The sequence below is a fragment of the Niveispirillum sp. CC-CTL257 genome (assembly GCF_059489915.1).
This window is the reverse complement of record NZ_JCAJXE010000001.1, coordinates 2,909,979-2,932,593: the sequence shown is the minus strand read 5'-3', so window position 1 is coordinate 2,932,593 and position 22,615 is coordinate 2,909,979. Positions and strand designations below refer to the sequence as shown.

Annotated in this window: 19 protein-coding genes; 13 read left to right on the top strand and 6 right to left on the bottom strand. The window is 65.0% G+C overall.

Going from position 1 to position 22,615, the window contains the following annotated elements; genetic code table 11:
• Positions 1 to 16 precede the first annotated feature (16 nt).
• Positions 17 to 487, top strand: a complete 471-nt coding sequence (locus ABC729_RS13730) for a universal stress protein (protein ID WP_495608114.1) — start codon at positions 17 to 19, stop codon at positions 485 to 487.
• Here ABC729_RS13730 and ABC729_RS13725 read toward each other — a convergent pair.
• A complete protein-coding gene (locus ABC729_RS13725) occupies positions 480 to 974 on the bottom strand; it encodes a DUF2244 domain-containing protein (protein WP_495608113.1) in 495 nt (164 codons plus the stop codon). The genes ABC729_RS13730 and ABC729_RS13725 overlap by 8 nt on opposite strands.
• Positions 975 to 1,081: 107 nt before the next feature.
• Between ABC729_RS13725 and nth the strand changes: the two genes are divergently transcribed.
• The 3 genes from nth to ABC729_RS13710 all read left to right on the top strand — a co-directional run bounded on the left by nth (position 1,082) and on the right by ABC729_RS13710 (position 6,133).
• A complete protein-coding gene (gene nth / locus ABC729_RS13720; RefSeq protein WP_495608112.1) occupies positions 1,082 to 1,717 on the top strand; it encodes an endonuclease III in 636 nt (211 codons plus the stop codon).
• A gap of 29 nt (positions 1,718 to 1,746) precedes the next feature.
• Complete coding sequence (hemW, locus tag ABC729_RS13715) at positions 1,747 to 2,913, top strand: radical SAM family heme chaperone HemW (RefSeq protein WP_495608111.1); 1,167 nt, start codon at positions 1,747 to 1,749, stop codon at positions 2,911 to 2,913.
• A gap of 274 nt (positions 2,914 to 3,187) precedes the next feature.
• A complete protein-coding gene (locus tag ABC729_RS13710; RefSeq protein ID WP_495608110.1) occupies positions 3,188 to 6,133 on the top strand; it encodes a methyl-accepting chemotaxis protein in 2,946 nt (981 codons plus the stop codon).
• Between the two features lie 15 nt (positions 6,134 to 6,148).
• On the opposite strand, the gene ABC729_RS13705 is transcribed toward ABC729_RS13710, so the two are convergent.
• From ABC729_RS13705 to ABC729_RS13695, 3 genes are read right to left on the bottom strand one after another with little or no spacing between them, the layout of a single operon-like run.
• Complete coding sequence (locus ABC729_RS13705) at positions 6,149 to 6,754, bottom strand: pyroglutamyl-peptidase I (protein WP_495608109.1); 606 nt, start codon at positions 6,752 to 6,754, stop codon at positions 6,149 to 6,151.
• Between the two features lie 7 nt (positions 6,755 to 6,761).
• Entirely contained in the window at positions 6,762 to 8,156 is a 1,395-nt protein-coding gene (locus ABC729_RS13700; protein ID WP_495608108.1) for a hypothetical protein, read from the bottom strand.
• Positions 8,153 to 9,304, bottom strand: coding sequence for a hypothetical protein (locus tag ABC729_RS13695; protein WP_495608107.1), 1,152 nt, complete (start codon positions 9,302 to 9,304; stop codon positions 8,153 to 8,155). Before ABC729_RS13695 ends, ABC729_RS13700 begins: the two co-directional genes overlap by 4 nt.
• 455 nt (positions 9,305 to 9,759) lie before the next feature.
• On the opposite strand from ABC729_RS13695, the gene ABC729_RS13690 reads away from it, so the two are divergent.
• The 9 genes from ABC729_RS13690 to ABC729_RS13650 all read left to right on the top strand — a co-directional run bounded on the left by ABC729_RS13690 (position 9,760) and on the right by ABC729_RS13650 (position 19,704).
• Positions 9,760 to 12,477 (top strand): EAL domain-containing protein, encoded by a 2,718-nt coding sequence (locus ABC729_RS13690; RefSeq protein WP_495608106.1) that lies wholly within the window; start codon positions 9,760 to 9,762, stop codon positions 12,475 to 12,477.
• 110 nt (positions 12,478 to 12,587) lie between these two features.
• On the top strand, positions 12,588 to 13,322 hold the full coding sequence (locus tag ABC729_RS13685; protein ID WP_495608683.1) for a heme ABC transporter permease: 735 nt from the start codon (positions 12,588 to 12,590) through the stop codon (positions 13,320 to 13,322).
• Between the two features lie 4 nt (positions 13,323 to 13,326).
• Positions 13,327 to 13,533: a heme exporter protein CcmD gene (gene ccmD, locus ABC729_RS13680; protein ID WP_495608105.1), complete on the top strand. Its 207-nt coding sequence runs from the start codon at positions 13,327 to 13,329 to the stop codon at positions 13,531 to 13,533.
• Positions 13,533 to 14,000, top strand: a complete 468-nt coding sequence (ccmE, locus tag ABC729_RS13675) for a cytochrome c maturation protein CcmE (RefSeq protein WP_495608682.1) — start codon at positions 13,533 to 13,535, stop codon at positions 13,998 to 14,000. The genes ccmD and ccmE overlap by 1 nt, the downstream gene beginning before the upstream one ends.
• Positions 14,001 to 14,044: 44 nt before the next feature.
• On the top strand, positions 14,045 to 16,033 hold the full coding sequence (locus tag ABC729_RS13670) for a heme lyase CcmF/NrfE family subunit (protein WP_495608104.1): 1,989 nt from the start codon (positions 14,045 to 14,047) through the stop codon (positions 16,031 to 16,033).
• Positions 16,034 to 16,045: 12 nt separating this feature from the next.
• On the top strand, positions 16,046 to 16,591 hold the full coding sequence (locus tag ABC729_RS13665) for a DsbE family thiol:disulfide interchange protein (protein WP_495608103.1): 546 nt from the start codon (positions 16,046 to 16,048) through the stop codon (positions 16,589 to 16,591).
• Positions 16,588 to 17,073, top strand: coding sequence for a cytochrome c-type biogenesis protein (locus tag ABC729_RS13660; protein ID WP_495608102.1), 486 nt, complete (start codon positions 16,588 to 16,590; stop codon positions 17,071 to 17,073). Before ABC729_RS13665 ends, ABC729_RS13660 begins: the two co-directional genes overlap by 4 nt.
• A complete protein-coding gene (gene ccmI, locus ABC729_RS13655) occupies positions 17,070 to 18,491 on the top strand; it encodes a c-type cytochrome biogenesis protein CcmI (RefSeq protein WP_495608101.1) in 1,422 nt (473 codons plus the stop codon). The genes ABC729_RS13660 and ccmI overlap by 4 nt, the downstream gene beginning before the upstream one ends.
• A 70-nt stretch (positions 18,492 to 18,561) precedes the next feature.
• Positions 18,562 to 19,704 carry a winged helix DNA-binding domain-containing protein gene (locus tag ABC729_RS13650; protein ID WP_495608100.1) on the top strand — a complete coding sequence of 381 codons (1,143 nt, stop codon included), beginning with the start codon at positions 18,562 to 18,564 and terminating at the stop codon, positions 19,702 to 19,704.
• A gap of 77 nt (positions 19,705 to 19,781) precedes the next feature.
• Here ABC729_RS13650 and ABC729_RS13645 read toward each other — a convergent pair whose 3' ends face one another.
• Positions 19,782 to 21,386, bottom strand: coding sequence for a phosphoenolpyruvate carboxykinase (locus tag ABC729_RS13645; RefSeq protein ID WP_495608099.1), 1,605 nt, complete (start codon positions 21,384 to 21,386; stop codon positions 19,782 to 19,784).
• 198 nt (positions 21,387 to 21,584) lie between these two features.
• A complete protein-coding gene (locus ABC729_RS13640; protein ID WP_495608098.1) occupies positions 21,585 to 22,574 on the bottom strand; it encodes a hypothetical protein in 990 nt (329 codons plus the stop codon).
• Between the last annotated feature and the right edge of the window lie 41 nt (positions 22,575 to 22,615).

The following is a 22,615-nucleotide window of genomic DNA, read 5'->3' as shown; positions in this document are numbered from 1 at the left end:
TCGGGGGGAGGCAGCCATGACCGACAAGACACGCATCTTCCTGGTCGTCGTGGACGAGACGGAGGAAATGACCGTCGCCCTGCATTACGCCGCCCGCCGCGCCCGCACCACGGGGGGTAAGGTCGCCCTGCTGCATGTCATCCCGCCGTCGGAGCTGCAGCATTGGGGCGCCATTGAGGAGTTGATGAAGCAGGAGCAGCGGGAAGAGGCAGAGCAGCTGATGCAGCGGCTGGCCAAGGAGGTGGTGGATATCGCCGGCTCCATGCCCATGCTCTATATCCGTGACGGGCAGGCCAGCGAGCAGCTGATGAAACTGATCCAGGAGGAACCCAGCATCTCCATCCTGGTGCTGGCCGCCGGCACAGGGCGGGGTGGTCCTGGCCCGCTGATCAGCTTCGTCGTGGGTCAGATGTCAGGCAATCTGCGCATCCCCGTCACCGTCGTGCCGGGATACCTGTCGGACGAACAGCTGGACGCCATCACCTGACGCCGCGCCAGTGTTTCAGAGCGTTGCGCAGGGCGTCGGCGAAATCCCGGCGTTCATCGGGTGACAGGTAACTGCCCACCACCAGATGCCGTCCATGGCTGGTCAGGGTGATTTGGCTGTCGGGCCGCAGCGGTTCATCCAGATGCACGCGCAACCATCCGGGCGGTAAAGTCCAGACCTGCCGCCGGTTCGACGGATCGATCCGTTCGACGGTCAGGGCTTGGTCGGTCAGCTCCACCGTTTCATAGGCGCTGCCGCCGCGGTAACTGGCCTTGAAGGCCCAGTACAGGATAGCAACATCGACGCCCATGAAGCCGATGACGGGCCAGGCCCCGGACAGGTAGAATGCCAGTCCTGTCCCCACACTCAACGCGCCGACGCACCACATCAGGCGCCGGAAGCCCGCCGGGCTCAGGCTGCGATGGGGATGGATCACGGCCCGGAACAGGACCGTGCCATCGGTTGATGGGGCGACCGCATCATTCATGGCAAAGACGATAGGATGCAGACGGAGGCACGGCAAGGTGGGGCGATTGCGACAGGCTGTCCCGCCGATTATGGTAGCAACAGCCCCACACCGCCGGATGTACCCCATTGAAGCGCGCCGCCATCGACGAATTCTTCCGCCGCCTGTCGGAGGCCAATCCAGAGCCGAAGACGGAACTGGAATATTCCAACCCCTATACCCTGCTGGTCGCCGTCGTGCTGTCGGCACAGGCGACCGATGTCGGCGTGAACAAGGCGACCCGCGCCCTGTTTGAAAAGGCCGACAATCCGGCGGCCATGGTCGCCCTGGGCGAGGCGGTGGTGCGCGACCATATCAAGACCATCGGCCTTTATAAGAACAAGGCCGCCAACACCATCAAACTGTCCGAAATCCTGTTGGCGAAGCATGGTGGCGAGGTGCCGAGGCGGCGGGAGGATCTGGAGGAGTTGCCCGGCGTGGGGCGCAAGACGGCCAATGTCGTCCTGAACACCGCCTTCGGGGAGCCGACCATTGCCGTCGATACCCATATCTTCCGCGTCTCCAACCGCACCGGTCTGGCACCGGGCAAGGATGTGGACGCGGTGGAGCAGGCCCTGTTGAAGCGCGTGCCCAAGAACTGGCGTCTGAACGCGCACCATTGGCTGATCCTGCACGGGCGTTATGTCTGCAAGGCGCGCAAGCCGGATTGCCCCGCCTGTATCGTCCGTGATCTTTGCGGGTTTGAGGCGAAGGTACTGGAATAGGGCCCGCGCCGGACAAGGAAGAGAGTGAGATGACCACCCCGCCCGATCCGGGTTTCGCGCTGTATGTGCATTGGCCGTTCTGCGCGTCCAAATGCCCTTATTGCGACTTCAATTCCCATGTCCGGGAAAAGGTGGATCAGCCGCGCTGGGCCGAGGCCATGCTGCGGGAACTGGATCATTTCGCCGACCTGACGCCGGGCCGTACCCTGACCTCCGTCTTTTTCGGCGGCGGCACCCCATCCCTGATGCCCCCCTCCACCGTGGAAGCCATTCTGAAACGGGCTGATGAGCGCTGGGGCCTGCCCGCCGGGACAGAGGTGACGCTGGAGGCCAACCCGACCAGCGTGGAGGCCGACAAGTTCCGCGCCTTCCGCGCCGCTGGCGTCAACCGCGTCAGCCTGGGTATTCAGGCCTTGAACGAGGCCGATCTGAAGGCGCTGGGCCGCAGGCATTCGGCGGATGAGGCGCTGACCGCCATCGGTCTGGCCCGCGCCATTTTCCCCCGCTACAGCTTCGACCTGATCTATGCCCGACCGGGGCAAACGGTGGCGGCTTGGCGGGAGGAACTGGCCCGCGCCCTGGACCATGCCGTGGGGCATCTGTCGCTCTATCAACTGACCATCGAGGAAGGCACGCAGTTCCACACCCTGCATGCCCGTGGCGAACTGGTGCTGCCGGAGGAGGAGGTGCAGGGCGAGCTGTATGCGGTGACCCAGGACGTGCTGGAGAGTGCCGGCCTGCCCGCCTATGAAGTGTCGAACCATGCACGGCCGGGCGAGGAGAGCCGCCATAACCTGACCTACTGGCGTTATGGCGATTATGTCGGCATTGGGCCGGGGGCGCATGGCCGCCTGACTCTGCCCGACCAGGGCAAGGTCGCCACTCGCACGCACCGCGCGCCGGAGGTCTGGCTGGACCGGACCTTGGCGGTGGGTAGCGGTGCCAAACCCTTCGAACCGGTAGCGGATGCGGACCGGTTGACGGAGATGCTGATGATGGGCCTGCGCCTGTCGGAAGGCGTATCGCTGCACCGGTTGACAGCGGAAACCGGTAAGCAACTGACCGACTGGATCAACCCGGCCCGTCTGGACAGCCTGATCCGTCACGGCATGCTGGAACAGCGCGGGCCGGTCCTGGCCGCTACGCGCGACGGGCGGGAACGCTTGAATGCCGTGCTGGCCCGACTGCTGGGGTGATTTGTCTGGGCACACTATCCAGCAGGATAGGTACGGTCCCGTGGCGTATTTAATAGATTTCCGTAATTTTCAGCTCAGATACGCCATACATCAGTCATCGTGAAGGCCACTATCACCGATGTATGGCTGATACAGATAATCATATCCTGGTATGGGGGCGACTTGGTTCTGAAGTATCGAAGCTGAAGCGGTTTGATTTTCTGAAAAACCAATTTTCTTCGTATCCACTTGGAACCAACTATTGCCCATCCGGAAAATGCCCCATGGAGCCGGCATGCGCAGCAATGGTCCCGTGACGAACCGGGAAGTGGAGATGACGGATGGCGATCTGCTGGTGTCAAAGACCGACACGGGCGGCCGCATAACCTTTGTGAATGACGCTTTCATTGCCATCAGCGGTTTTTCCGAACAGGAACTGTTGGGCGCGCCGCACAACGTCATCCGCCATCCCGACATGCCGAAAGAGGCCTTCGCCGACCTGTGGGCCACGGTGAAGGCGGGTCGGCCCTGGGAAGGTCTGGTGAAGAACCGGTGCAAGAATGGGGACCATTATTGGGTCCGGGCCAATGTCACCCCGATAGTGGAGAATGGGCAGGTCACGGGTTACATCTCCATCCGGTCCAAGCCGTCGCGCGCGGATGTTGCAGCAGCCGAGGGGCTTTATGCCGCCATGCGGGCCGGAAATGCCGGTAACCGACAGGTGCGCGGTGGTGCTGTGCAGGCAACGGGCGCTTTGGCCACAGCCCGGCACTGGTTCAACTCCGTCCGCGGCCGTCTGATCCTGGTCTTCTCCCTGATGCTGTTGTTGCAGTTGGTCATTGGCGGGGTTGGCATGAAGGCCGCCGATGACGGGCACGAGCGTATCGCACATCTGAACGAGGAAGCGGTCGTGCATATGCGCCGGCTGAAGGTCGTGTCGGATGCCTATGCCGTCTTCATCGTGGATGCCTCGCACAAGGTCCGCAACGGCAATTTCAGCTGGGAAGAAGGCATCAGGTCCATCGACAAGGCCCATGCCGATATCCGCCGGGAATGGGGCGATTTCACCGGGTCGGACATGGATGATGATGAACGCGCTCTGATTGCCAAGGTCACGCCCCTGCTGACGGCAGCGGACCGAACCGTGGACGCACTCCAGGCGGCCATGAAGGCCCAGGACCGCGCCGCCTTGGACATGCTGGTGAAGGAGAGGCTGTATCAGACCATCGACCCCGTCTCCGACATCATCAGCCAGCTGGCTGAGCTTCAGCTGGCCCACGGACCGGAAGCCCTGGCCGAGAGCGAGAGGGAGCATGGTTTCCTGCTTGTGGCGCAGTCGGTTATCGGCATCCTTGGTCTGGCCGTAACGGTTGCCGCTGGCCTGTGGCTGCTACTGACCATCCGCCGGCCCATGGCCGCGATGCGCGCGGCCTTTGATGCCATCGCAACGGGCCGGATGGATCAGCCGATCCCCATGCCGGAAGCCCGGGAGTTCAAGGGTGTGTTTGGCCAATTGCGAGCCACCCGTGCCAAACTGGCCTATACGCAAGAGGAGCGGCAGGTGATCGAGGCGAAGTCACGGGCCGAGACGCGCCAGCGCCTGCTGGAAACCTGCGACGCCATCGAAACCGACCTGATCGCCACCTGGCAGGGTGTGGAACAGAGTTGTCAGCGCGTGGTCGGCGGCATGGACCAACTGAGCTATGCTATCGGATCGGTGCGGGAGAATGCCGTACTGCTGTCGTCTGTCGCTGAACAAACCTCCGCCAATGCCCAGAATGTGGCCGCAGCAACGGAACAGTTGGGCGCGTCGGGGACCGAGATTGCCCGGCAGGCCAGCCTGTCCAATCAGGTCGTGGCCCGCGCTGTCGCCAGCGCCCGCGACGCCCAGGATGCTGTCTCCCGCATGTCGGAAGCCACTGGTGAAATCCGGGCGGTTGTCGGCCTGATCGCCGAGATCGCGGAGCAGACCAACCTACTGGCCCTGAATGCAACCATTGAGGCGGCGCGTGCTGGTGACGCCGGCAAGGGCTTTGCGGTCGTCGCATCGGAAGTGAAAAGCCTGTCCAACCAGACGCGCAACGCCACTGAGGATATCGCCAAGCGGATCGAGGCGGTGCATGCCGCCGTCGAAGGCAGCGTGGACGGTATTAATGCCGTGATCCGCGTAGTGGAGGAAATCAACCACACCGCCACGGCCACCGCCGCCGCCGTGGAAGAACAGTCCGCTGCCAGTGCCGAGATCGGCCGCAATGCCGAGGAATCTGCCAGTGGCGCCTCTCAGGTTTCCCAGAGTGTCGCCAAGATCAGCGGCGATGTTGACGAGGCCAGTCAGGTGACAGGCGAAGTGCAGGCGCGGGTGGGTGATACCCAGCGGTCCGTCTCGGCCCTGCGGACCCGGCTGCTGACGACGCTGCGGCAATCGGTGGCGGGCGACCGGCGCGGGAATGACCGTATCCCCACCGACCTGCCGGCCCGTCTGATGTCCGGGGGCCACAGCTGGGATATCCGTGTGCTGGATCTGTCGGTGGACGGGGCGTTGCTGACCCTTCCGCCCGACCTGAAACCGGACCCCGGCGTGCGGGCGCAGATAACCCTGGCCGGTCTGGGAACCCTGTCCGCCCGTGTGGTCGGGGCCAGCGACCTGGGTCTTCATGTGAATTTCGAACCCCGGACGCAGGAACAGGAGGCGCTGAACAGCTTTGTGCAACAGCTGGTCAATGCCGAGTCGATGTTCGTCACAGCGGCCCAGGATACGGCAACCAAGCTGGGTGTCGCCCTGTCAGAGGCGCTGGCTGCCGGCCGGATCAGCGAGGATGACCTGTTCTCCACCGAACTGCGTCTGGTGCCGGGGTCGGACCCGGAGCAGTTCATCGCCCCCTTCACGGCCTTGACCGATACCCTGTTCCCCGCCATCCAGGAACCTGTCCTGGCGCTGGACCCGGCGGTGCAGTTTTGTGCCGCCGTCACCACCATCGGATACCTGCCGACCCATAACCGTAAGTTCAGCGAGGAACAGAGGCCCGGCGACCGTGACTGGAACATGGGGCACAGCCGCAATCGCCGTATCTTCGACGATCGCGCCGGCATGGCGGCAAGCCGCAACAGCCGTCCCTTCCTGATGCAGGCCTATATGCGCGACATGGGTGGGGGGCAGGTGGTACGTATGAAGGAGGTCGATACCCCCATCATCGTCGCGGGTCGCCGCTGGGGCAATCTGCGGCTGGCCTATAAAAAGTGAGGGCAGGTCCGTCCGTCACTTCCCGGCCACGCGTGCCAGGATGATGTGGGCGGCCTGTTCCAGACGGGCCGGTTCCATGCCCGTGCGATGGCCGCGATCTTCATGCTTCAGCCCGTCTGGGAAGGGCGGCACATGGATGAAGCCTGCGGGCAGGTCTGGATGTGCATGGCGCATCCCGAAGAACAGGTGATTGCAGATATAGCCGCCGGCATCGCGGCTGGTCTTCACGGGGAACCCGCCTTCCTCCAGATCATCAATAATGGCATCCAGCGGTAGGGACGACCAATAGCCCATGGGACCGCCCGCATCGATCGGCCGGTTGCTGCGAACCACCCCGTCATTGTCGGGGGCGGTGGCGTCATCCAGGTTCAGCGCCAGCCGTTCGGGGCGGATAAGGTCGGTGCCATAGGCCAGACCGAACATCACAACCGCTTCGGGCCTGTGTTCGGCCACCGCCGCCATCAGGGCCGGAACCGCGCCGGAGAAGGTGACGGGCAACCGCACCCCCACGATATCGGCCCCATTCACGGTACCGCCATGCAACCGTTCCGCAAGCCACGCCGTAGGATTGACGGCATGGCCCAGGAAGGGCGCGAAGCCCGTGACCAGGATGCGCCCCATGGCGGGATCAGAGGCCGAGATCGGTCAGCGCAGACATCAGGTCGCGCGGTTGCGCAAAGCCGGTATGGCCCGACTGGTCCGGTGCGCCGATGACCAGCAGACGTTCTGCCGCCGCCGAGACACCCAGCTTGCCGGCATGGGCATTCATGTCGTCGCGCGACGGCAGCTTGTCGATGCTGCCATGGCCATAGACCAACAGCGGCAGCACCTTGCCGCCCGGCTGCTGCTGTTCCACCAGGGCCGATGCGGCCAGCAGGGCGCGCCAGCAGGGCGTGCGCACCGCTGCCGGCTTGTCCCCGTCGGCGGGGGCGGCCATGTCGGCGGCATCGGCACCAAGGGTCCAGGTCCGGCCACACAGATCCTCGGTCGCCAGCAGGGCCGTGACGGGCACGCCGCCGCGCGTGGCAGTGGCGACGGCAACGATGCCCGACCCCTTGGCCACCAGCGGTGACCGCACCGTCTGATCGAAGGTGCGCGACAGGGTGGACAGCACCGCTTCCACCGTCTGCGTCAGGGCCTTGTCACCGGTGGGCAGCGACAGGCGGTGCCAGGCACCGAACACCAGGGCCGCCACATCCGGCTGTACCGGGGCGGCCGCCACGGGGGCGGGCGGAACCGCCGGGGCGGTCGGGACCGGCGCTTCGGCAGCGGGCTGATCCTCCAGCACCTTCAGGCGGCGTTCCAGATCGGCCAGGGCCTGACCGCTGGCGGGAGTAGGGCGGTTTTCCAGCGCGGCCAGACGGCGCGAAAGTTCCGCCAGGGCTGGGCCATGGTCGGGGCTGGCGGCAACCGGTGCGGCTGCGGCAGGGGCCTCTCCCGCTGGGGTCTTGCGGATATCGCTGCGGATATCGCGGACATCCAGCTGCAGGTCGCGGACGGCACCGACGACGCGCAGGATGCTGTCATGGACCTGACCGATGATGGCTTCGAACTGGTCATGGCCGACAAAGCCGCCGGTTGGCAGGGGCAGGTTGGGCCCCTCTCCCCCCTGCGCCATGGTCTGGCGTGCCGCCGCGATCCAGCTTTCCAGGCCGGCGACGCGGTTCAGCAGTTCTGATGCTGACCGTGCAACCCGATCCAACTCCTCCGGGTAGCGGGTCACCTGCTGGCTGACCACGCCCGTCAGATGGGCCAGACGTTCACGCAGCTCCTGGATGCTCTGCCCCAGGGCATTAATCTTCATCGTTTCCGGCAGTTGCACCACGGCCGAATGCATGGCGGCCAGATCGGACCGGAAATCGCGCAGGCGCGAGCCGACATGGTGGGCCAGATCGCGGACGATGGTTTCCGCATAATCGAACGGATCGACGCTGTCCTGCACTTCCCCGGTCAGGGGTGCGCCTGTGGCCCCCGTCTCCACCGGCTTGCGCGCGTCGGTGGTGTCGCTGGACGGCATGCTCATGGGGCGGCCTCGCTGGAGGAGAGAGTGTCGTTCAAAGAAGCCAACAGGCGGGCGCGACGCGCCTCAGCATCCTGACGGCCCAGGCGGGGCAGGGTACTGGCGTCCGGGGGCGGCGGGGCCGCTGGTGCCGGGCGCGGTGGTTCGGCCTGTACCTTGGCGGGTTCAGGGCGTGGTGGGGGCACCGGGTCAGGGGGCGGCGATATCGCCGCCTTCGGCGCCGGGGCGGGAGCCGGTTCCACCACCTTCGCCGGTGCCGGCGGTTCCACCAGCTTCGGTTCAGGTGCCTTGGCTTCCGTCGGTTTCAAACCACTGGGCTTCAGGTCAACCGGCCTAACGTCAACCGGCTTCGCTTCCGCCGGTTTGGCGTCCGGTGCCTTGACCTCTGCCGGCGTTGGTTCCGCCGGCTTCGTCTCCGGTCCCTTTGCATCCGTCACAGTGGGCGGTGCGGCGGTCAGCAGCTTGGGTGGAACGGGTGTGGGCGTTACAGGCTTGGCCGGGGCCGGGGGAATGGGTTTGGACGCCAGCGGCGGGGCTGTGGTCAGGCTGGGCGTGCCGGGGCCGGGCGGGAACGGGTTGGCCGGACCCAGGGTCGGCATGGCGGGCGTCGTCCCTTCCCCCAGGCGTGGCTGAAGCGAGGTCAGCGGCGGCAGGATCGGCGCGTTGGGCGGCACCAGCGGGGTGCTGCGGCTGGCCGGTTCTGGAATGGCGCCGCCGGCCAGATCGGTCAACAGCTTGCGCAGGGCCGCGGCCTTTGCACCTTTCAGCATCTCGCTGCGGGCCTGGGCGCGCTGGATCAGACCGGGTTCTGCGGACAGTTGCAGGAAATTTACCTGATCCGCCGTCAGGCTTTCCAGCCGCCAGGTCAGATCATCCAACACATCCTGACCGGTCACGAATCGGTTCAGCGACTCGATGGTTCCGGTCACCACGGTGGCGTCGCGGACAGCGCGGGAGGAGAAGACCGGGCTTTTCCCCGGGCCACCGGGAAGCAGGGGTGCCTCCAGGCTGGACATCTGCAATTCCGGTTCGACCGGGCCATCGGTGGCCGGGCTTTCGACAACCACATCCTCCACCACCGGCGGGGCCGGGGCGGGGCGGGGCGGTTCGGAACGCTGGCCAGTCAGACGACGAAGAAGGGAGCCTAGCATCGCGCACTCCGCCATCCCCGATCAGGGGACGGACCCATAGCACCAGCCACCGGCGATGCGTGGGGCGCATCCGATATATTAGCTGGCACAAAGCATTCGATCCACATGGTCCGGGCAAACTCCGAGCCTGAACATTCTTTTGCCATTATCGTTATCACGTCCCAGGCGCCGGACGCAATTTCGCTGCGGATCAATAAGCTAGGTCCTTTGCCGCTTTTGATCAATGCCGGTGCGAGCGGGCTACCTCAGGCTCGCAATTCCGATGTTGCCAATTCGGATACGGCCACGGCATGTTGTTTCCTGTCGTTGCCTTTTGACACAGCGCAATTACCGCCACGCCTCAACGCAATATTAACGCCTCAATGCCTATGTGATCTTCCGCACCGACGGGTGTTTCGTTCCCTGCTTTTCTCTTTTTCCGGTTTTCCCCTCTCCGAACATTGGTCCTGACCCTGATGCTGGTTCCTCCCGTCCATGGATGGTCCGCCCCACAGTCGCTGATCGCGGCGGGTGGTGATGCATCCGGTGAACGCCTGGATCTGGTGCAGCCGCATGGCTGGCTGATGGTGCTGGATGCGGGCAACCGCCGGCTGGTGCAGGCCGGTGCCAACCTGCCCGGGCTGCTGGGCATGCCGGTGGAACAGGCGCTGGGCCGAACCGTCGCTGATCTTTTGGGGCCCATCGCGGCGCGTGCGCTGGACCGGGCCATTGCGCAGGCGGGGGCGGACGCCATTGGTCCCGTGGCCCTGCGTCTTGACCGTGACGGGCAAAGGCTGCGCCTGATTGCCCATGGCCATTGGGACGCGGGCGGTCTGATCCTGGAAATGGAACCGGCGGCCCCTCTGGGCGATGCCGGCCTGATCACTGCCGGCTTCGGCGCTGCGATCCGACGGTATCGCCATATTTCCAGCATCACCGATCTGGCCCAATCCGTCGTAAAGGACCTTCACCGCCTCACGGGCTATGACCGGGTGCTGTTGGTGCGCATGCCGGAACACGGATCGGTGCAGGTGTTGGCCGCCGCCAATGCATCGGGGCCGGGTCCAGGGGCCGATATCGGCTTCGTGCCGCTGCGGCCACTGGAAACGACCCTGCTGGAACTAAACCGTGCCCGCGTCGTGCATGATATGCAGGCGGAACCCGTCCCGCTGGTGCCGGCGGTCAATCCGCATACGGGCGTGCCGGTCGATCTCAGCCGCGCCAGCCTGCGCCACCCGACGCGCCTGTTCCAGGGGCACGCTCTGCGCCGTGATGTGCGCGGCGTCCTGGCGGTGACCCTGCTGGTCGGTGGTCGGCTCTGGGGCTATCTCTGGTGTGAAAGCAACGACGCCTACGCCGTCAGCCCTTCCATCCGCGCCCTGTGCGAGGCGTTGGGCGAGATTGTGGCGGCACAGGTGGCCGCCCTGGAAGAACGTACCGCCCTGGCCGCACGCACGGCCGCCGCGCGCGGCCTGACGCGGCTGGGCCGGCTGTTGCGCCAGGGGGTGCAGCTGACCGACGGTCTGATCGCAGCCTATCCCGTGATCCGGGAGGTGCTGCCCCACGCAGGGGCCGTGGCCGGGATTGAGGGCAGCCATTGGGCCAGCCATGATCTGGCCCCCCTTTCCCATTGGCAGGAACAGCTGGGTCTGGAAGGTGCCGCACGGCGCGAAGGTATCGTCTGGCACGGGGCCGTGCTGGGCATTGATGTGCCGGATGGCATGGTTGTGCTGCTGCGGGCTGTTGGCGAGGCGTGGAGCCATGCCGAACTGGAGGTGGCGCAGGAGCTGCACCATTTGCTGGCCGAACGGCAGGCGGAGATCTACCGCCGTCGGACAGAGCAGCAGCTGCATGTCATGGCGAATTTTGACCGGGTGACAGGCCTGCCCAACCGCACGCATCTGCTGCATGCGTTGCAGCAGGCGCTGGGCGTGGAGACGGAGACCACCGTCACCGTTATCGGTCTGGATCGTTTCCGCGCCCTGAAGGCGACGCTGGGCGAGGCGGATGCCGACGCCCTGCTGGCCGCCGTTGCCCGCCGCCTGCGTGATTGCGTGCCGCCGGACGATCTTCTGGGCCGTATTGATACGGGCGAATTCGCCGTGCTGTCCTTTGACCAGGGGGCCGCCCGCGTTGATGATCTGGCCCATGCGATCCGCGACGCGCTGCGTGCACCCCTGTCCGTTTCGGGACGGGAAATGTTCGTGACGGCCAGCCTGGGCGTGGTGCCCAGTGCCGATGGTGGTGGCGATGCCGCCGCCCTGCTGCGCGACGCCGAGATCGCCAGCGCGGAGGCAGAAACGGCGGGCGGCGGAGGGCGGCGGGTTTTCGACGCCGCCATGCGGGCACGCCTGACTGAACGCCACGTCATCTATGACAAGCTGCGTCAGGCCATTTATTTCAGCAATGGCGTGCGGCCCGTGTTCCAGCCCATCGTGCGGCTGGCGGATGGTGAGCTGGCCGGGTTCGAGGCCCTGGCCCGCTGGACCGATGCCGAGCACGGCCCCATTCCGCCTACCACCTTTGTGGCGGTGGCGGAGGAAACGGGCCTGATCGTGCCGCTGGGCAACCATATTCTGGTGCAATCCTGTCGCCAGATCGCGCGGTGGAATCGGCACCGGCTGGACAACCCGCTCTATATCTCCGTCAATCTGTCGCCCTATCAGTTGGACCCGTCGCGTCTGGATATCGTGCGCTGGGTGACGGGCGTGCTGGAGATGACGGAGTGTCGCCCGGAATGGCTGCGTCTGGAGATCACCGAAAGCGGTCTGATCGGGCAGGGGGGAGAGGCTATCGCTATCCTGCAAGGCCTGCGCGATCTCGGGATCGGGCTTGCCATTGATGATTTCGGCACGGGCTATTCCTCGCTTGCCTATCTTCAGAACCTGCCGGTGGACACGATCAAGATCGACCGCAGCTTCGTGACTGCCATGTCGCGTGACGACAAGGGTGTGGCCCTGGTTTCCGCCATCCTGCATATCGCGGGCATTATGGAATTCGGGGTCGTGGCCGAAGGCGTGGAAACCGAGGCACAGGAGGCGGTGCTGCGCCAGATGGGCTGTGACCGGGCGCAGGGATATCTGTTCGCAAAGCCGCTGGAGGCGGACATGGCCACAGCGCTGGTCCATCACGCCTTCGATCTGCATGCGACGGTTGAACCCGCCCGCGCCCTGCGCGCGGGGCGTTGGGGATAAAGGATTCCATCTGGAATAACGGCGCTCGGCTGATCGTCCTTGAACTGTTCTGGATCAAAACAGCACAGTGATCATTGGCACCGGTGTGAAAGTGGCACCTTGCGTGCTACATAGAGCCCATCATGCATCGCTTCGCCAATCCCGCCCGCTTCCTGCGCCTGGCCGCCCTGGTTCTGCCCTGGGTCTCGGTCCTGTCCGCCCTTCTGTTCGCTGCCGGCTTGTATCTGGCCTTGTTCGCCAGCCCCGGCGATTATCAGCAGGGCGACACGGTGCGCATCATGTATATCCATGTGCCCGCCGCCTGGATGGCCATGTTCACTTACAGCTCCATGGCGGTGGCCGCGGCCTGCGCCCTGGTCTGGCGCCATCCGTTGGCGGAGGTTTATTCCAAGGCGGCGGCGCCGCTGGGCGCCGGCTTTACCTTGCTCTGTCTGGTCACGGGCAGCCTGTGGGGGGAGCCGATGTGGGGCACATGGTGGGTGTGGGATGCGCGCCTGACCTCGGTCCTGATCCTGTTCTTTCTGTATCTGGGCTATATGGCGCTGGTCGATGCCTTCGATGATCCGCAGCGCGGGCATCGGGCCGGGTCGATCCTGTTGCTGGTCGGTGCCATCAATGTGCCCATCATCAAATTCTCCGTCGACTGGTGGAATACGCTGCATCAGCCGGCATCGGTGCTGCGCATGGATGGGCCGTCCATCCATGGCGACATGCTGTGGCCGCTGCTGATCCTGGCGCTGGCCTTCAAGACCTATTTCGCGGCGACCGTCATTCTGCGCATGCGGGCAGAACTGGCGGAACGCAAGATCCAGACCCTGCGTCTGACCCAGGCCGGGGGGGTGTGACAGGATGGCCGACTTTTTCCACATGGGCGGATACGCCATCTATGTCTGGTCCAGCTATGGTCTGGCGCTGCTGGTTCTGGTGGGCCTGCTGCTGGCCAGTCTGGGCACACTGCGCCGCAAGGAGAGCCTGCTGCGCAGCCTGGAACAGACATTGCCGCGCCGCCGCCGCCGGGCTGGTGTCGGTGACGCGGGTGGGGAGGAAACGCCATGATGACGCGCAAGAAGCGCCGTCTTTACATGCTTCTGCTGGCGCTGGCCGGTCTTGGTACCGCCACGGCCCTGACCCTGACCGCGTTTGAAGAGAATGTGGCCTTCTTCTTCTCCCCTTCCGATCTGGTGACCAAACCGCCGGGCGACAAGCGTGTGCGGGTCGGCGGATTGGTCGAAGGTGGGTCGGTGGTGAAGGTGGATGATGGCGTGACCACCCGCTTCACCATCACCGACACCGCCCATTCCGTGACCATCACCACCGCCCGCCCCCTGCCCGACCTGTTTCGCGAGGGGCAAGGTGTGCTGGTCGAAGGCCGCTTGGGGTCCGACGGCGTCTTCGTGGCGTCGGAAGTGCTGGCCAAGCATGATGAGAAATACATGCCAAAGGAAGTGGCCGACGCCCTGAAGGCATCGGGCCAGTTCAAGCCGGAATTGCCGGGCAAGCCGGTCTATGAGGCGGGGAAGTAACTGACCTTTGGTCAGATTTTTTGCGGTCAAGCAGCGAGACGGACATGATCCCCGAGATCGGACATTACGCCCTGGTTCTGGCCCTGCTGCTGGCGGTGGCGCAGTCGGTGATGCCGCAGGTCGGCGCGGCACGGCGTGATGTGGCCTGGATGGAGACGGGGCGGATGGCGGCGTTTGCGCAGCTGGCCGCCATCACCGTGTCGTTCGCGGCCCTGATGCAGGCCCATGTCGTTTCCGACTTCTCCGTCCTGAATGTCGTGAACAACAGCCACAGCCTGAAGCCCATGCTTTACAAGGTGGCGGGCGTGTGGGGGAACCATGAAGGTTCCATGCTGCTCTGGGTCTTCATGCTGGCTTTGTTCGGGGCGGCGGTGGCCGGGTTTGGGCGCAATATCCCGCCGACATTGAAGGCCCGCGTACTGGGTGTGCAGGGGCTGATCGGGGTCGGCTTCCTGCTGTTCATCCTGGTGACCAGCAATCCGTTTACGCGCGTCTATCCGGCGCCGTTCGACGGTAATGACCTGAACCCGCTGTTGCAGGATCCGGGTCTGGCCTTCCATCCGCCCTTCCTCTATCTGGGCTATGTCGGCTTCTCGGTCGCCTTCTCCTTCGCCATCGGCGCGCTGATCGAGGGCCGGGTTGACCCGGCCTGGGGTCGCTGGGTGCGGCCCTGGACGCTGGTGGCCTGGACCTCGCTGACCATGGGCATCGCCATGGGCTCCTGGTGGGCCTATTACGAACTGGGCTGGGGCGGCTGGTGGATGTGGGACCCAGTGGAAAACGCCTCACTGATGCCATGGCTGGCCGGTACAGCGCTGCTGCATTCCGCCATCGTGGTGGAAAAGCGTGATGCGCTGAAGACCTGGACCATCCTCTTGGCTATCCTCACTTTCTCCCTGTCGCTGCTGGGCACCTTCCTGGTGCGGTCGGGCGTGCTGACGTCGGTCCATGCCTTTGCCGTTGATCCGCAGCGTGGGGTGGCCGTGCTGGGTCTGCTGATCCTGGCGACCGGTGGCGGGCTGCTGCTGTTTGCGCTGCGGGCGCACGCGCTGAAGATCGGGGGTCTGTTCGCGCCGATCAGCCGGGAAGGGGCGTTGGTACTGAACAATCTGCTGCTGTCGGTGTCGGCGGCGGTGGTGCTGATCGGCACCTTGATGCCGCTGCTGCTGGATGCGTTCGGGCACAAGATTTCGGTGGGCGCGCCCTACTACAATTTCATCACGCCGTTCCTGACCATTCCCCTGATCCTGGTCATGGCCCTGGGGCCGTTCATGCCGTGGAAACGGGCGGATCTGCCGGGCGTACTCTCCCGCATGTGGGTTGTGGCGCTGCTGACGCTGGTGTCGGTCATGCTGGCCCTTTGGCTGGCGGGTGTGAAGCCGGTGATGGCGTTGGTTGGAATCGCCATGGCGGCCTGGGCGGGGTTCGGTGCCGTGTGGGAAGTGGCCGAACGCGTGAAGCTGTTCCGGGTGCCGCTGGCCGACAGCCTGTCCCGCGCCAGGGGCTTGCCGCTGGGTGCCTGGGGCACGGCGGTGGCCCATGCCGGCATGGGCATCGCCATTGCCGGCATGGTGGGCACCAGTTTCTGGCTGGCTGAGGATGTGCGGGTGATGAAGCTGGGCGACAAGGCCAGCATCGCCGGATACGAGGTCACGCTGGACAAGGTGGAGGACCTGAGGGTCGCCAATTATCAGACGGAAATGGGCAGTTTCATCGTCCGCCGCAACGGCGAACAGATCTCCACCCTGACCGCCGAACGTCGCTGGTATCCGGTCGCCAAGATGCAGACGACGGAAGCCGCCATCCACACCACCTTCTATTCTGATCTTTATATCGTGCTGGGTGAGGAAAACGGGGCTGGCGGCGGCTGGGTCGTGCGCCTTTACCATCATCCGCTGGTGCCCTGGATATGGATTGGATCGCTGGTCATGGTGCTGGGCGGCTGCCTCAGCCTGTCCGACCGGCGGCTGCGGGTCGGGGTGCCTGCCCGCCGCGCCGCTGCGGTTTCCCCCGCCCTGCAACCCGCCGAATAAGAGCGACACCGCATGAGCGCCGTTACCCGTCACCGCCTGTTGCTGTTGCTGCCGCTGGCCGTGTTCCTGATCCTGGGTGGTTACTTTGCGCTGGGCCTGACCCGCGACCCGTCCAAACTGCCCTCCATGCTGATCGACAAGCCAGCACCGACCTTTGCCTTGCCCGGCCTGTCGGAAGGGGAGAAGGGTCTGTCCAATGCCGACCTGACGGGCAAGGTGCAACTGATCAATATCTTTGCCAGCTGGTGCGCGCCCTGCCGCGTGGAACATCCGCTGCTGATGCGGCTGGCCAAAGAAGACGGCGTGACCATCCACGCCATTAACTACAAGGACAAACCGGAAGCAGCCCAGGCCTTCCTGGCGCAGATGGGCAATCCCTATACCGCCATCGGTGCCGATAAGGATGGCCGTGTGGCCATCGATTTCGGCGTCTATGGCGTGCCGGAAACCTATGTCATCGATAAACAGGGTCGCGTGCGCTATCGCCATGTCGGGCCGCTGATGCCGTTCGACGTGGAAGAGACTATCCTCCCGATGATCAAGGAGCTGTCTAAATGAAACGGCTTCTGAGCATTGTCGCGCTTGCGGCCACCCTTTCGCTGCCCGCCCTGGCGGTCATGCCGGACGAGAAACTGGCCGATCCCGTGATGGAGGCCCGCGCGCGGGAGATTTCCAAGGAACTGCGCTGTCTGGTCTGTCAGAATCAGTCCATTGATGACAGCAATGCCGATCTGGCCCGCGATCTGCGCGTGCTGGTGCGTGAACGGCTGGTGGCGGGCGACAGCAATGAACAGGTCATTGCCTATGTCCATGACCGTTATGGCGATTTCGTGCTGCTGCGCCCGCCCGTGACGGGCTACACGGCCCTGCTGTGGGGGGGGCCGTTCGTCCTGCTGTTGCTGGCCGGGTTCGGCACCGCCCTTTATATGCGCCAACGTCGCCGCGATGTGGATACCATGCCCGCCCCCACCCTGACGGCGGACGAAGAGGCGCGGCTGGTGGCCCTGTTGAATGATGAGAAGCCGGGGGTTGGGCGATGATCGGTTTCTGGCTGGTCGCGGCGGCGCTGACGGCGCTGGCCCTCCTGCCCCTGCTGCGCGCCCTGCTGCGCCCGGCCCCGCCGTTGGAAGGAGCAGCGGAATTCGCGCGCGGCGTTTATGCCGCACAGGTGGCGGAGATCGACCGCGATCTGAAACGCGGCATCCTGTCTGATGATCAGGCCCGCGCTGCGCGGGCGGAGGTGGGCCGCCGCCTATTGTCTGTCGCCGATGAAGCGGCGGCAGGCGTAGCGGGTGCCAACGCGAAGCCGGCGCAGCGCACGGCGCTGGTGGTGACCCTGCTGCTGCCCTTGGCGGCGCTGGGCGTCTATCTGCCGCTGGGTCAGCCCAACCTGCCAGCGGTGCCGTTCGCCACAAGGCCCAAGGAAGCGCCCGTCCCGCCGCAGGTGATGGAGGCTGTCGCCAAGCTGGAAGCGGCGTTGAAGGAGAATCCCGACGATGCCGGCGGCTGGGGCCTGTTGGCCCAGACCTATGGCGCGATGAGCCGGCCTGCCGATGCGGTCAATGCCTGGCGGCAGGTACTGCGCCTGACGCCCGACGATGCCAGCGTTAAGAGTACGCTGGGCGAGGCCCTGACCGTGGCCGCCGATGGCGTGGTGGGGGACGAGGCAGTGCGCCTGTTCACAGACGCTGTTGCAGCCGACGCCATGGATGCGCGCGCCCGCTATTACCTGGGTATGGCGCGCGTGCAGGCGGGCGATATCCGTGGCGCGCTGGACCGCTGGACGTCATTGGTCGCTGACAGCCCGGCGGACGCCCCCTGGCTGCCCACGGTACGGGCACGCATCCATGATGCCGCTACCCAGGTGGGCCTGGACCCCATCGCCATTACCCCGTCGCCCCGACCGGCCAGTGCCCCGCCGCCCGCCATGGGGCAGGCCGGTGGTCCGGTGGGTGGTCAGGGTGGTGCCGCACCCGCCCTGTCGCCCGAACAGATGCAGGCCATGGCGGGGATGAGCCAGCAGGATCAGCAGGCCACCATCAACAGCATGGTGGATGGGCTGGAAGCCAAGCTGAGGGACAATCCCGCTGATGCCGATGGCTGGATGCGGCTGGCCCGCGCACGGGAGGTGCAGGGCAACCTGGATGCTGCCCGCGCGGCCCTGCGCGGGGCGGTGCAGGCAGATCCCAGGCGGTTGCAGGCTTGGCTTGACCTGTCGCGCCTGACGGCCCCCGATGACGCGCAGACCCAGGGCAGTGCAGAGTTCCTGGATGCCATGGCCAGGGTGCTGGACCTGGCGCCCGACAATCCGCAGGCCCTCTATTACCTGGGGCAACAGGCGGCGAATGAGGGCAAGACGGAGCGGGCGCGGGACCTGTGGGCGCGGCTGTTGAAACAGCTTCCCGCCGACGCGCCGCAGCGACCCGAGTTGCAAAGGCGCATGGACAGCCTGAAATAAGGTTTGTTCCCTTATTGTTCTTTGGGTGCATCTGGGGCATCCTGCGGTATCGATCCGATCCGCAGGACCCATGATGACCGCGATCACCTTGCCGCAGGCACTTTCCTTCCGGTTGGATCGTCAGCACCTGACCAACCCAGCGGCAGACGCTCTGGTCGCGGCTCGCACCCTGATCGGGGCGCAGGCGCAGGTTCATTCGGCTGCCATTTTGCAATTGCGGGCGCGCAGCGTGGTGGGCGCGGCGGAGGCCGACATCGACCGTGCCCTCTATCAGGACCGCACCCTGGTGAAACTCTGGGCGCAGCGCTCCACCTTGCATCTGATGCCCGCCGACGATCTGCCCATGATCCTGGGCCTGCGCCGTGAGCATGTGCCCGGTTACCAGAACTGGTACGCCAAGGAAGGGTTGAGCCCGGAACAGGTGGACCGGCTGGTGGCAGCGGTGGTCACCGCCCTGGAACAGGGGGCGCATAGCCGTATGGACCTGTCACGCCGGCTGGTGCCTGAATTGGGCGAATGGGCGCGGCCCATGCTGGAACATAGCTGGGGCGGCATCATCAAACTGGCCTGTGCCCTGGGCCATGTTTGCCATGGGCCGGCGGAAAAGGCCGATGGGGAGGGTGCGCGGGAGGCCCTTTTCGTGCATCTGGCGCAATGGCTGGGCCGCAGCCTGGAGATACCGGACGGGCGCACGGCCATGGCCGATCTGGCCCGCCGTTATCTTGCCGTCTATGGCCCCGCCACGCCGGCGGATTTCAAGAAATTCGTGGGCTTCTATGCCGGTCCGGCGCAGCAGGCCTTTGCCGATCTGGGCAGTGAGATCGTGCCGGTAACGCTGGGCGGTAAGAAGGCTTATGTGCTGGAACGCGATCTGCCGGCTTTGATGGGGGCGCAACCGGCGGAGGGGCAGATGGCGGTCCTGGGTCTGTTTGATCCTTACCTTCTGGCGCATACCGACACAGGCCAGTATCTGGAGGATCGATTCCGACCAGCTGTCTACCGTGTGGCGGGTTGGATCAGCCCTGTGATCCTGCGTCAGGGCCGCGTGATCGCCACCTGGACGCATAAACGCATCGCGGGTCCTAAGGGCAAGGGGACCTGGGAGGTGCAGGTGACGCCGCTGGAACGGGTTTACAAGAAGGAACTACCAGCCATTACGCGCGGGTTGAAGCGTCTGTCCGGCGGCCTGCCCGTCAGCGTGACAGGTGTATAATACAAAAAAGGCCGGGGGATTGCTCCCCCGGCCCTGATTGCCCCGCCCCGGTCATCGGCGGGGGATGGACGGTCTGTTTACGCAGCGGTACGGATACCGGCGCGCACGACCTTTTCGTCCACCTGGTCGGCGAACTGCGTGAAGTTGGCTTCGAAGCGACGTGCCACCTCATTGGCAGTGGCGTCAAAGGCCGACTTGTCGGCCCAGGCGTTGCGCGGCAGCAGCACATCCACCGGCACCCCGTCACATCCCTCCGGCACGGCCAGACCGAAATTTGGTTCCGGCTTGTGGCTGACGGCTGCCAGCTTGCCCGACAGGGCGGCATTCACCAGGGCGCGGGTATGGCCGATCTTCATGCGGCTGCCGGTACCGTAGGCACCGCCCGTCCAGCCGGTATTGACCAGCCAGCAATTGGCCCCATGCGCCTTGATCTTCTCGCCCAGCAGCTTGGCATAGACGGTGGGATGACGTGGCATGAAGGGGGCACCAAAGCAGGTGGAGAAGGTGGCCTGCGGCTCCGTCACGCCCTTTTCCGTGCCGGCCACGCGGGCCGTGTAACCGGACAGGAAATGGTACATGGCCTGTTCGGATGACAGTTTGGAAATGGGCGGCAACACGCCGAACGCATCCGCCGTCAGCATGATGATGTTCAGCGGCTGACCGCCCAGGCCCGTGTCCGACGCATTGGGGATGAAATCAATCGGGTAGGAGGCGCGGGTATTTTCCGTCAGGCTGGCATCATCCAGGTCCAGCGCACGGGTGCGCGGGTCCATGACGACATTCTCCAAAACCGTGCCGAAGCGGCGGGTGGTCTCAAAAATCTCTGGTTCGGCCTCCGCCGACAGGCGGATGACCTTGGCATAGCAGCCGCCTTCGAAGTTGAAGACGCCGCGATCCGACCAGCCATGTTCATCATCGCCGATCAGGGTGCGGGAACTGTCGGCGGACAGGGTGGTCTTGCCGGTGCCCGACAGGCCGAAGAAGATGGCCGTGTCGCCATTGGCCCCTATATTGGCGGAGCAGTGCATGGGCAGCACGCCCTGCGCCGGCAGCAGGAAGTTCAGGACGGAGAAGATCGACTTCTTGATCTCCCCGGCATAGGAGGTGCCGCCGATCAGGACCAGACGGCGCTTGAAATTGATCACCACGAACACGTCGGAACGGGTGCCGTCACGTTCCGGCACGGCCCGGAAATCGGGGGCCTGAAGCACGGTGAAGGCCGGTTCGAACGCCATCCGGTCCTTCAGGGCCGGACGGATGAACATGTTCTGGGCGAACAGATTGTGCCAGGCATGCTGGGTCACGATGCGCACGGGCAGGCGATAGGCGGCATCGGCCCCGGCATAGAGATCCTGCACAAAGACTTCACGGTCCTGGAGGAAGGCCGTGACGCGGGCATGCAGTCGGTCGAACGCCTCTTCCGTGAAGGGCTTGTTGGGACCCCACCAGATATCATCGGCGGTGGTCTCTTCCTTGACCGTAAACTTATCATTGGGCGACCGGCCCGTATGCTGGCCCGTGATGGCGACCAGGGCGCCGTCCTTGGACAGCTTTGCCTCGCCACGGCGCAGGGCCTGTTCGTACAGCGCGCCGACGCTCAGGTTCCAGTGGGCGGCCTTCAGATTGGTCAGGCCCAGATATTCCAGACCGTAGCTGCTGATAACGGGACCGGTATGTTCCACGTTGGGTTTCTCCCTCTCCAGTATCGACTTGGCGACGCCGTCCCCTGTTTGGCGGGGATCGCCCTCGGTAGTGCCGGAAAGGTCGCTACGGGGCATTTTATGTAACGGCGTCGATAGCATTACCGTTCCCGTCGCATGCGCGCAAGCCCGCACCCCCCGCGACAGACATGCGCAAGCGGCAAAGCGACAGGTGGAGTTTCAACGTGTACGGGGTCGTTCCAGACCCAGGGCGGGACAAGATCGAGAGAGCTTACCCATTGATTGCGAAGACATTGCTGCCTCTGCCAGCGCCGCAGAGGTGCGGCGGATAGCGGCAGCGTGGCTGGGGTCGGACCTGTCGGCGGCCTTGGCCGCTCCGTCCATGAAATCCGGTAGTGCCGCAGAGGGCGTTTCACCGGCATTCACCCGGTCCAGCAGCCGAGCGATGCTGCCGGCATACAGATCGTTGGCCGTGTCAGGACCCAACGGGTCCCCGGCCAGGGCAGCCAGTTCCTCCCGTGCGGCGGCGGCATCGCTGGCGTAATTGTCACGGAACCGATCGCACGCCTCGACCAGTCGATCCTTCTCCAGTCGCAGGTGGATGGTCGTAGAAGGCGAGCAGGCGTTACAAAGCGGCGGATAGGCTTCGAACCGGGTCAAGAAACCCGTCAGAATGATGTCGGGTGACGATCCTGTTACCTCGCGCAACGCGATGGCCGGATCGGGTAGGGCGAGCGTCAGCAGCTTTCCATCGGATAGAAGCAGCGGCATCAGGGTCTCACACCCCATGCAGGACCCGCCCGTCGCCGCCTCAATCAGCAGCAGCGGACCCCATGGCGTCTCCACCACAGCATCCTCCGACGGTGCCACGTAGCGCTGAACCGGCGGCAGATCGAGGCTGGCGACGGGTTTGAATGCGGCCTTGCCGGTGCGGTGATAGAGGCTGATGCGGGTGGAAACCCCGCCTTCCGGTTCGGCCGCCGGGTCCAGGCAGGGCCGCAAGCCCACCACCACCCATTCTCCACCTTTTGCCGCCGCCGACCGCCCTACCCCGGTCAGGGCCAGGGTGGGTTCGGCAATACCTTCTGCCGCCAGCGCTGCTGCCATCTCCGCCTCCCCCGCCGACTGGCATTCCGAAACGGGGCGGGCGGCGGCGGTTTGGATGGAAAGACAGAGGGTAAGGATGACCGCGATCAGGGGCAGGCGCATGGAAAGGACCCGGTTGTGGAGCCCCTTCCTTGTGCGCCATT

Bases quoted from the DNA above. Each gene is read 5' to 3' on its own strand.
- ABC729_RS13640 (WP_495608098.1), bottom strand. From the start codon at position 22,574: ATGCGCCTGCCCCTGATCGCGGTCATCCTTACCCTCTGTCTTTCCATC.
- ccmE (WP_495608682.1), top strand. From the start codon at position 13,533: ATGACGCGCAAGAAGCGCCGTCTTTACATGCTTCTGCTGGCGCTGGCC.
- ABC729_RS13650 (WP_495608100.1), top strand. From the start codon at position 18,562: ATGATGACCGCGATCACCTTGCCGCAGGCACTTTCCTTCCGGTTGGAT.
- hemW (WP_495608111.1), top strand. From the start codon at position 1,747: ATGACCACCCCGCCCGATCCGGGTTTCGCGCTGTATGTGCATTGGCCG.
- ABC729_RS13695 (WP_495608107.1), bottom strand. From the start codon at position 9,304: ATGCTAGGCTCCCTTCTTCGTCGTCTGACTGGCCAGCGTTCCGAACCG.
- ABC729_RS13705 (WP_495608109.1), bottom strand. From the start codon at position 6,754: ATGGGGCGCATCCTGGTCACGGGCTTCGCGCCCTTCCTGGGCCATGCC.
- ABC729_RS13670 (WP_495608104.1), top strand. From the start codon at position 14,045: ATGATCCCCGAGATCGGACATTACGCCCTGGTTCTGGCCCTGCTGCTG.
- ABC729_RS13725 (WP_495608113.1), bottom strand. From the start codon at position 974: ATGAATGATGCGGTCGCCCCATCAACCGATGGCACGGTCCTGTTCCGG.
- ccmD (WP_495608105.1), top strand. From the start codon at position 13,327: ATGGCCGACTTTTTCCACATGGGCGGATACGCCATCTATGTCTGGTCC.
- ABC729_RS13690 (WP_495608106.1), top strand. From the start codon at position 9,760: ATGCTGGTTCCTCCCGTCCATGGATGGTCCGCCCCACAGTCGCTGATC.
- ABC729_RS13660 (WP_495608102.1), top strand. From the start codon at position 16,588: ATGAAACGGCTTCTGAGCATTGTCGCGCTTGCGGCCACCCTTTCGCTG.
- ABC729_RS13665 (WP_495608103.1), top strand. From the start codon at position 16,046: ATGAGCGCCGTTACCCGTCACCGCCTGTTGCTGTTGCTGCCGCTGGCC.
- ccmI (WP_495608101.1), top strand. From the start codon at position 17,070: ATGATCGGTTTCTGGCTGGTCGCGGCGGCGCTGACGGCGCTGGCCCTC.
- ABC729_RS13700 (WP_495608108.1), bottom strand. From the start codon at position 8,156: ATGAGCATGCCGTCCAGCGACACCACCGACGCGCGCAAGCCGGTGGAG.
- ABC729_RS13710 (WP_495608110.1), top strand. From the start codon at position 3,188: ATGCGCAGCAATGGTCCCGTGACGAACCGGGAAGTGGAGATGACGGAT.
- ABC729_RS13730 (WP_495608114.1), top strand. From the start codon at position 17: ATGACCGACAAGACACGCATCTTCCTGGTCGTCGTGGACGAGACGGAG.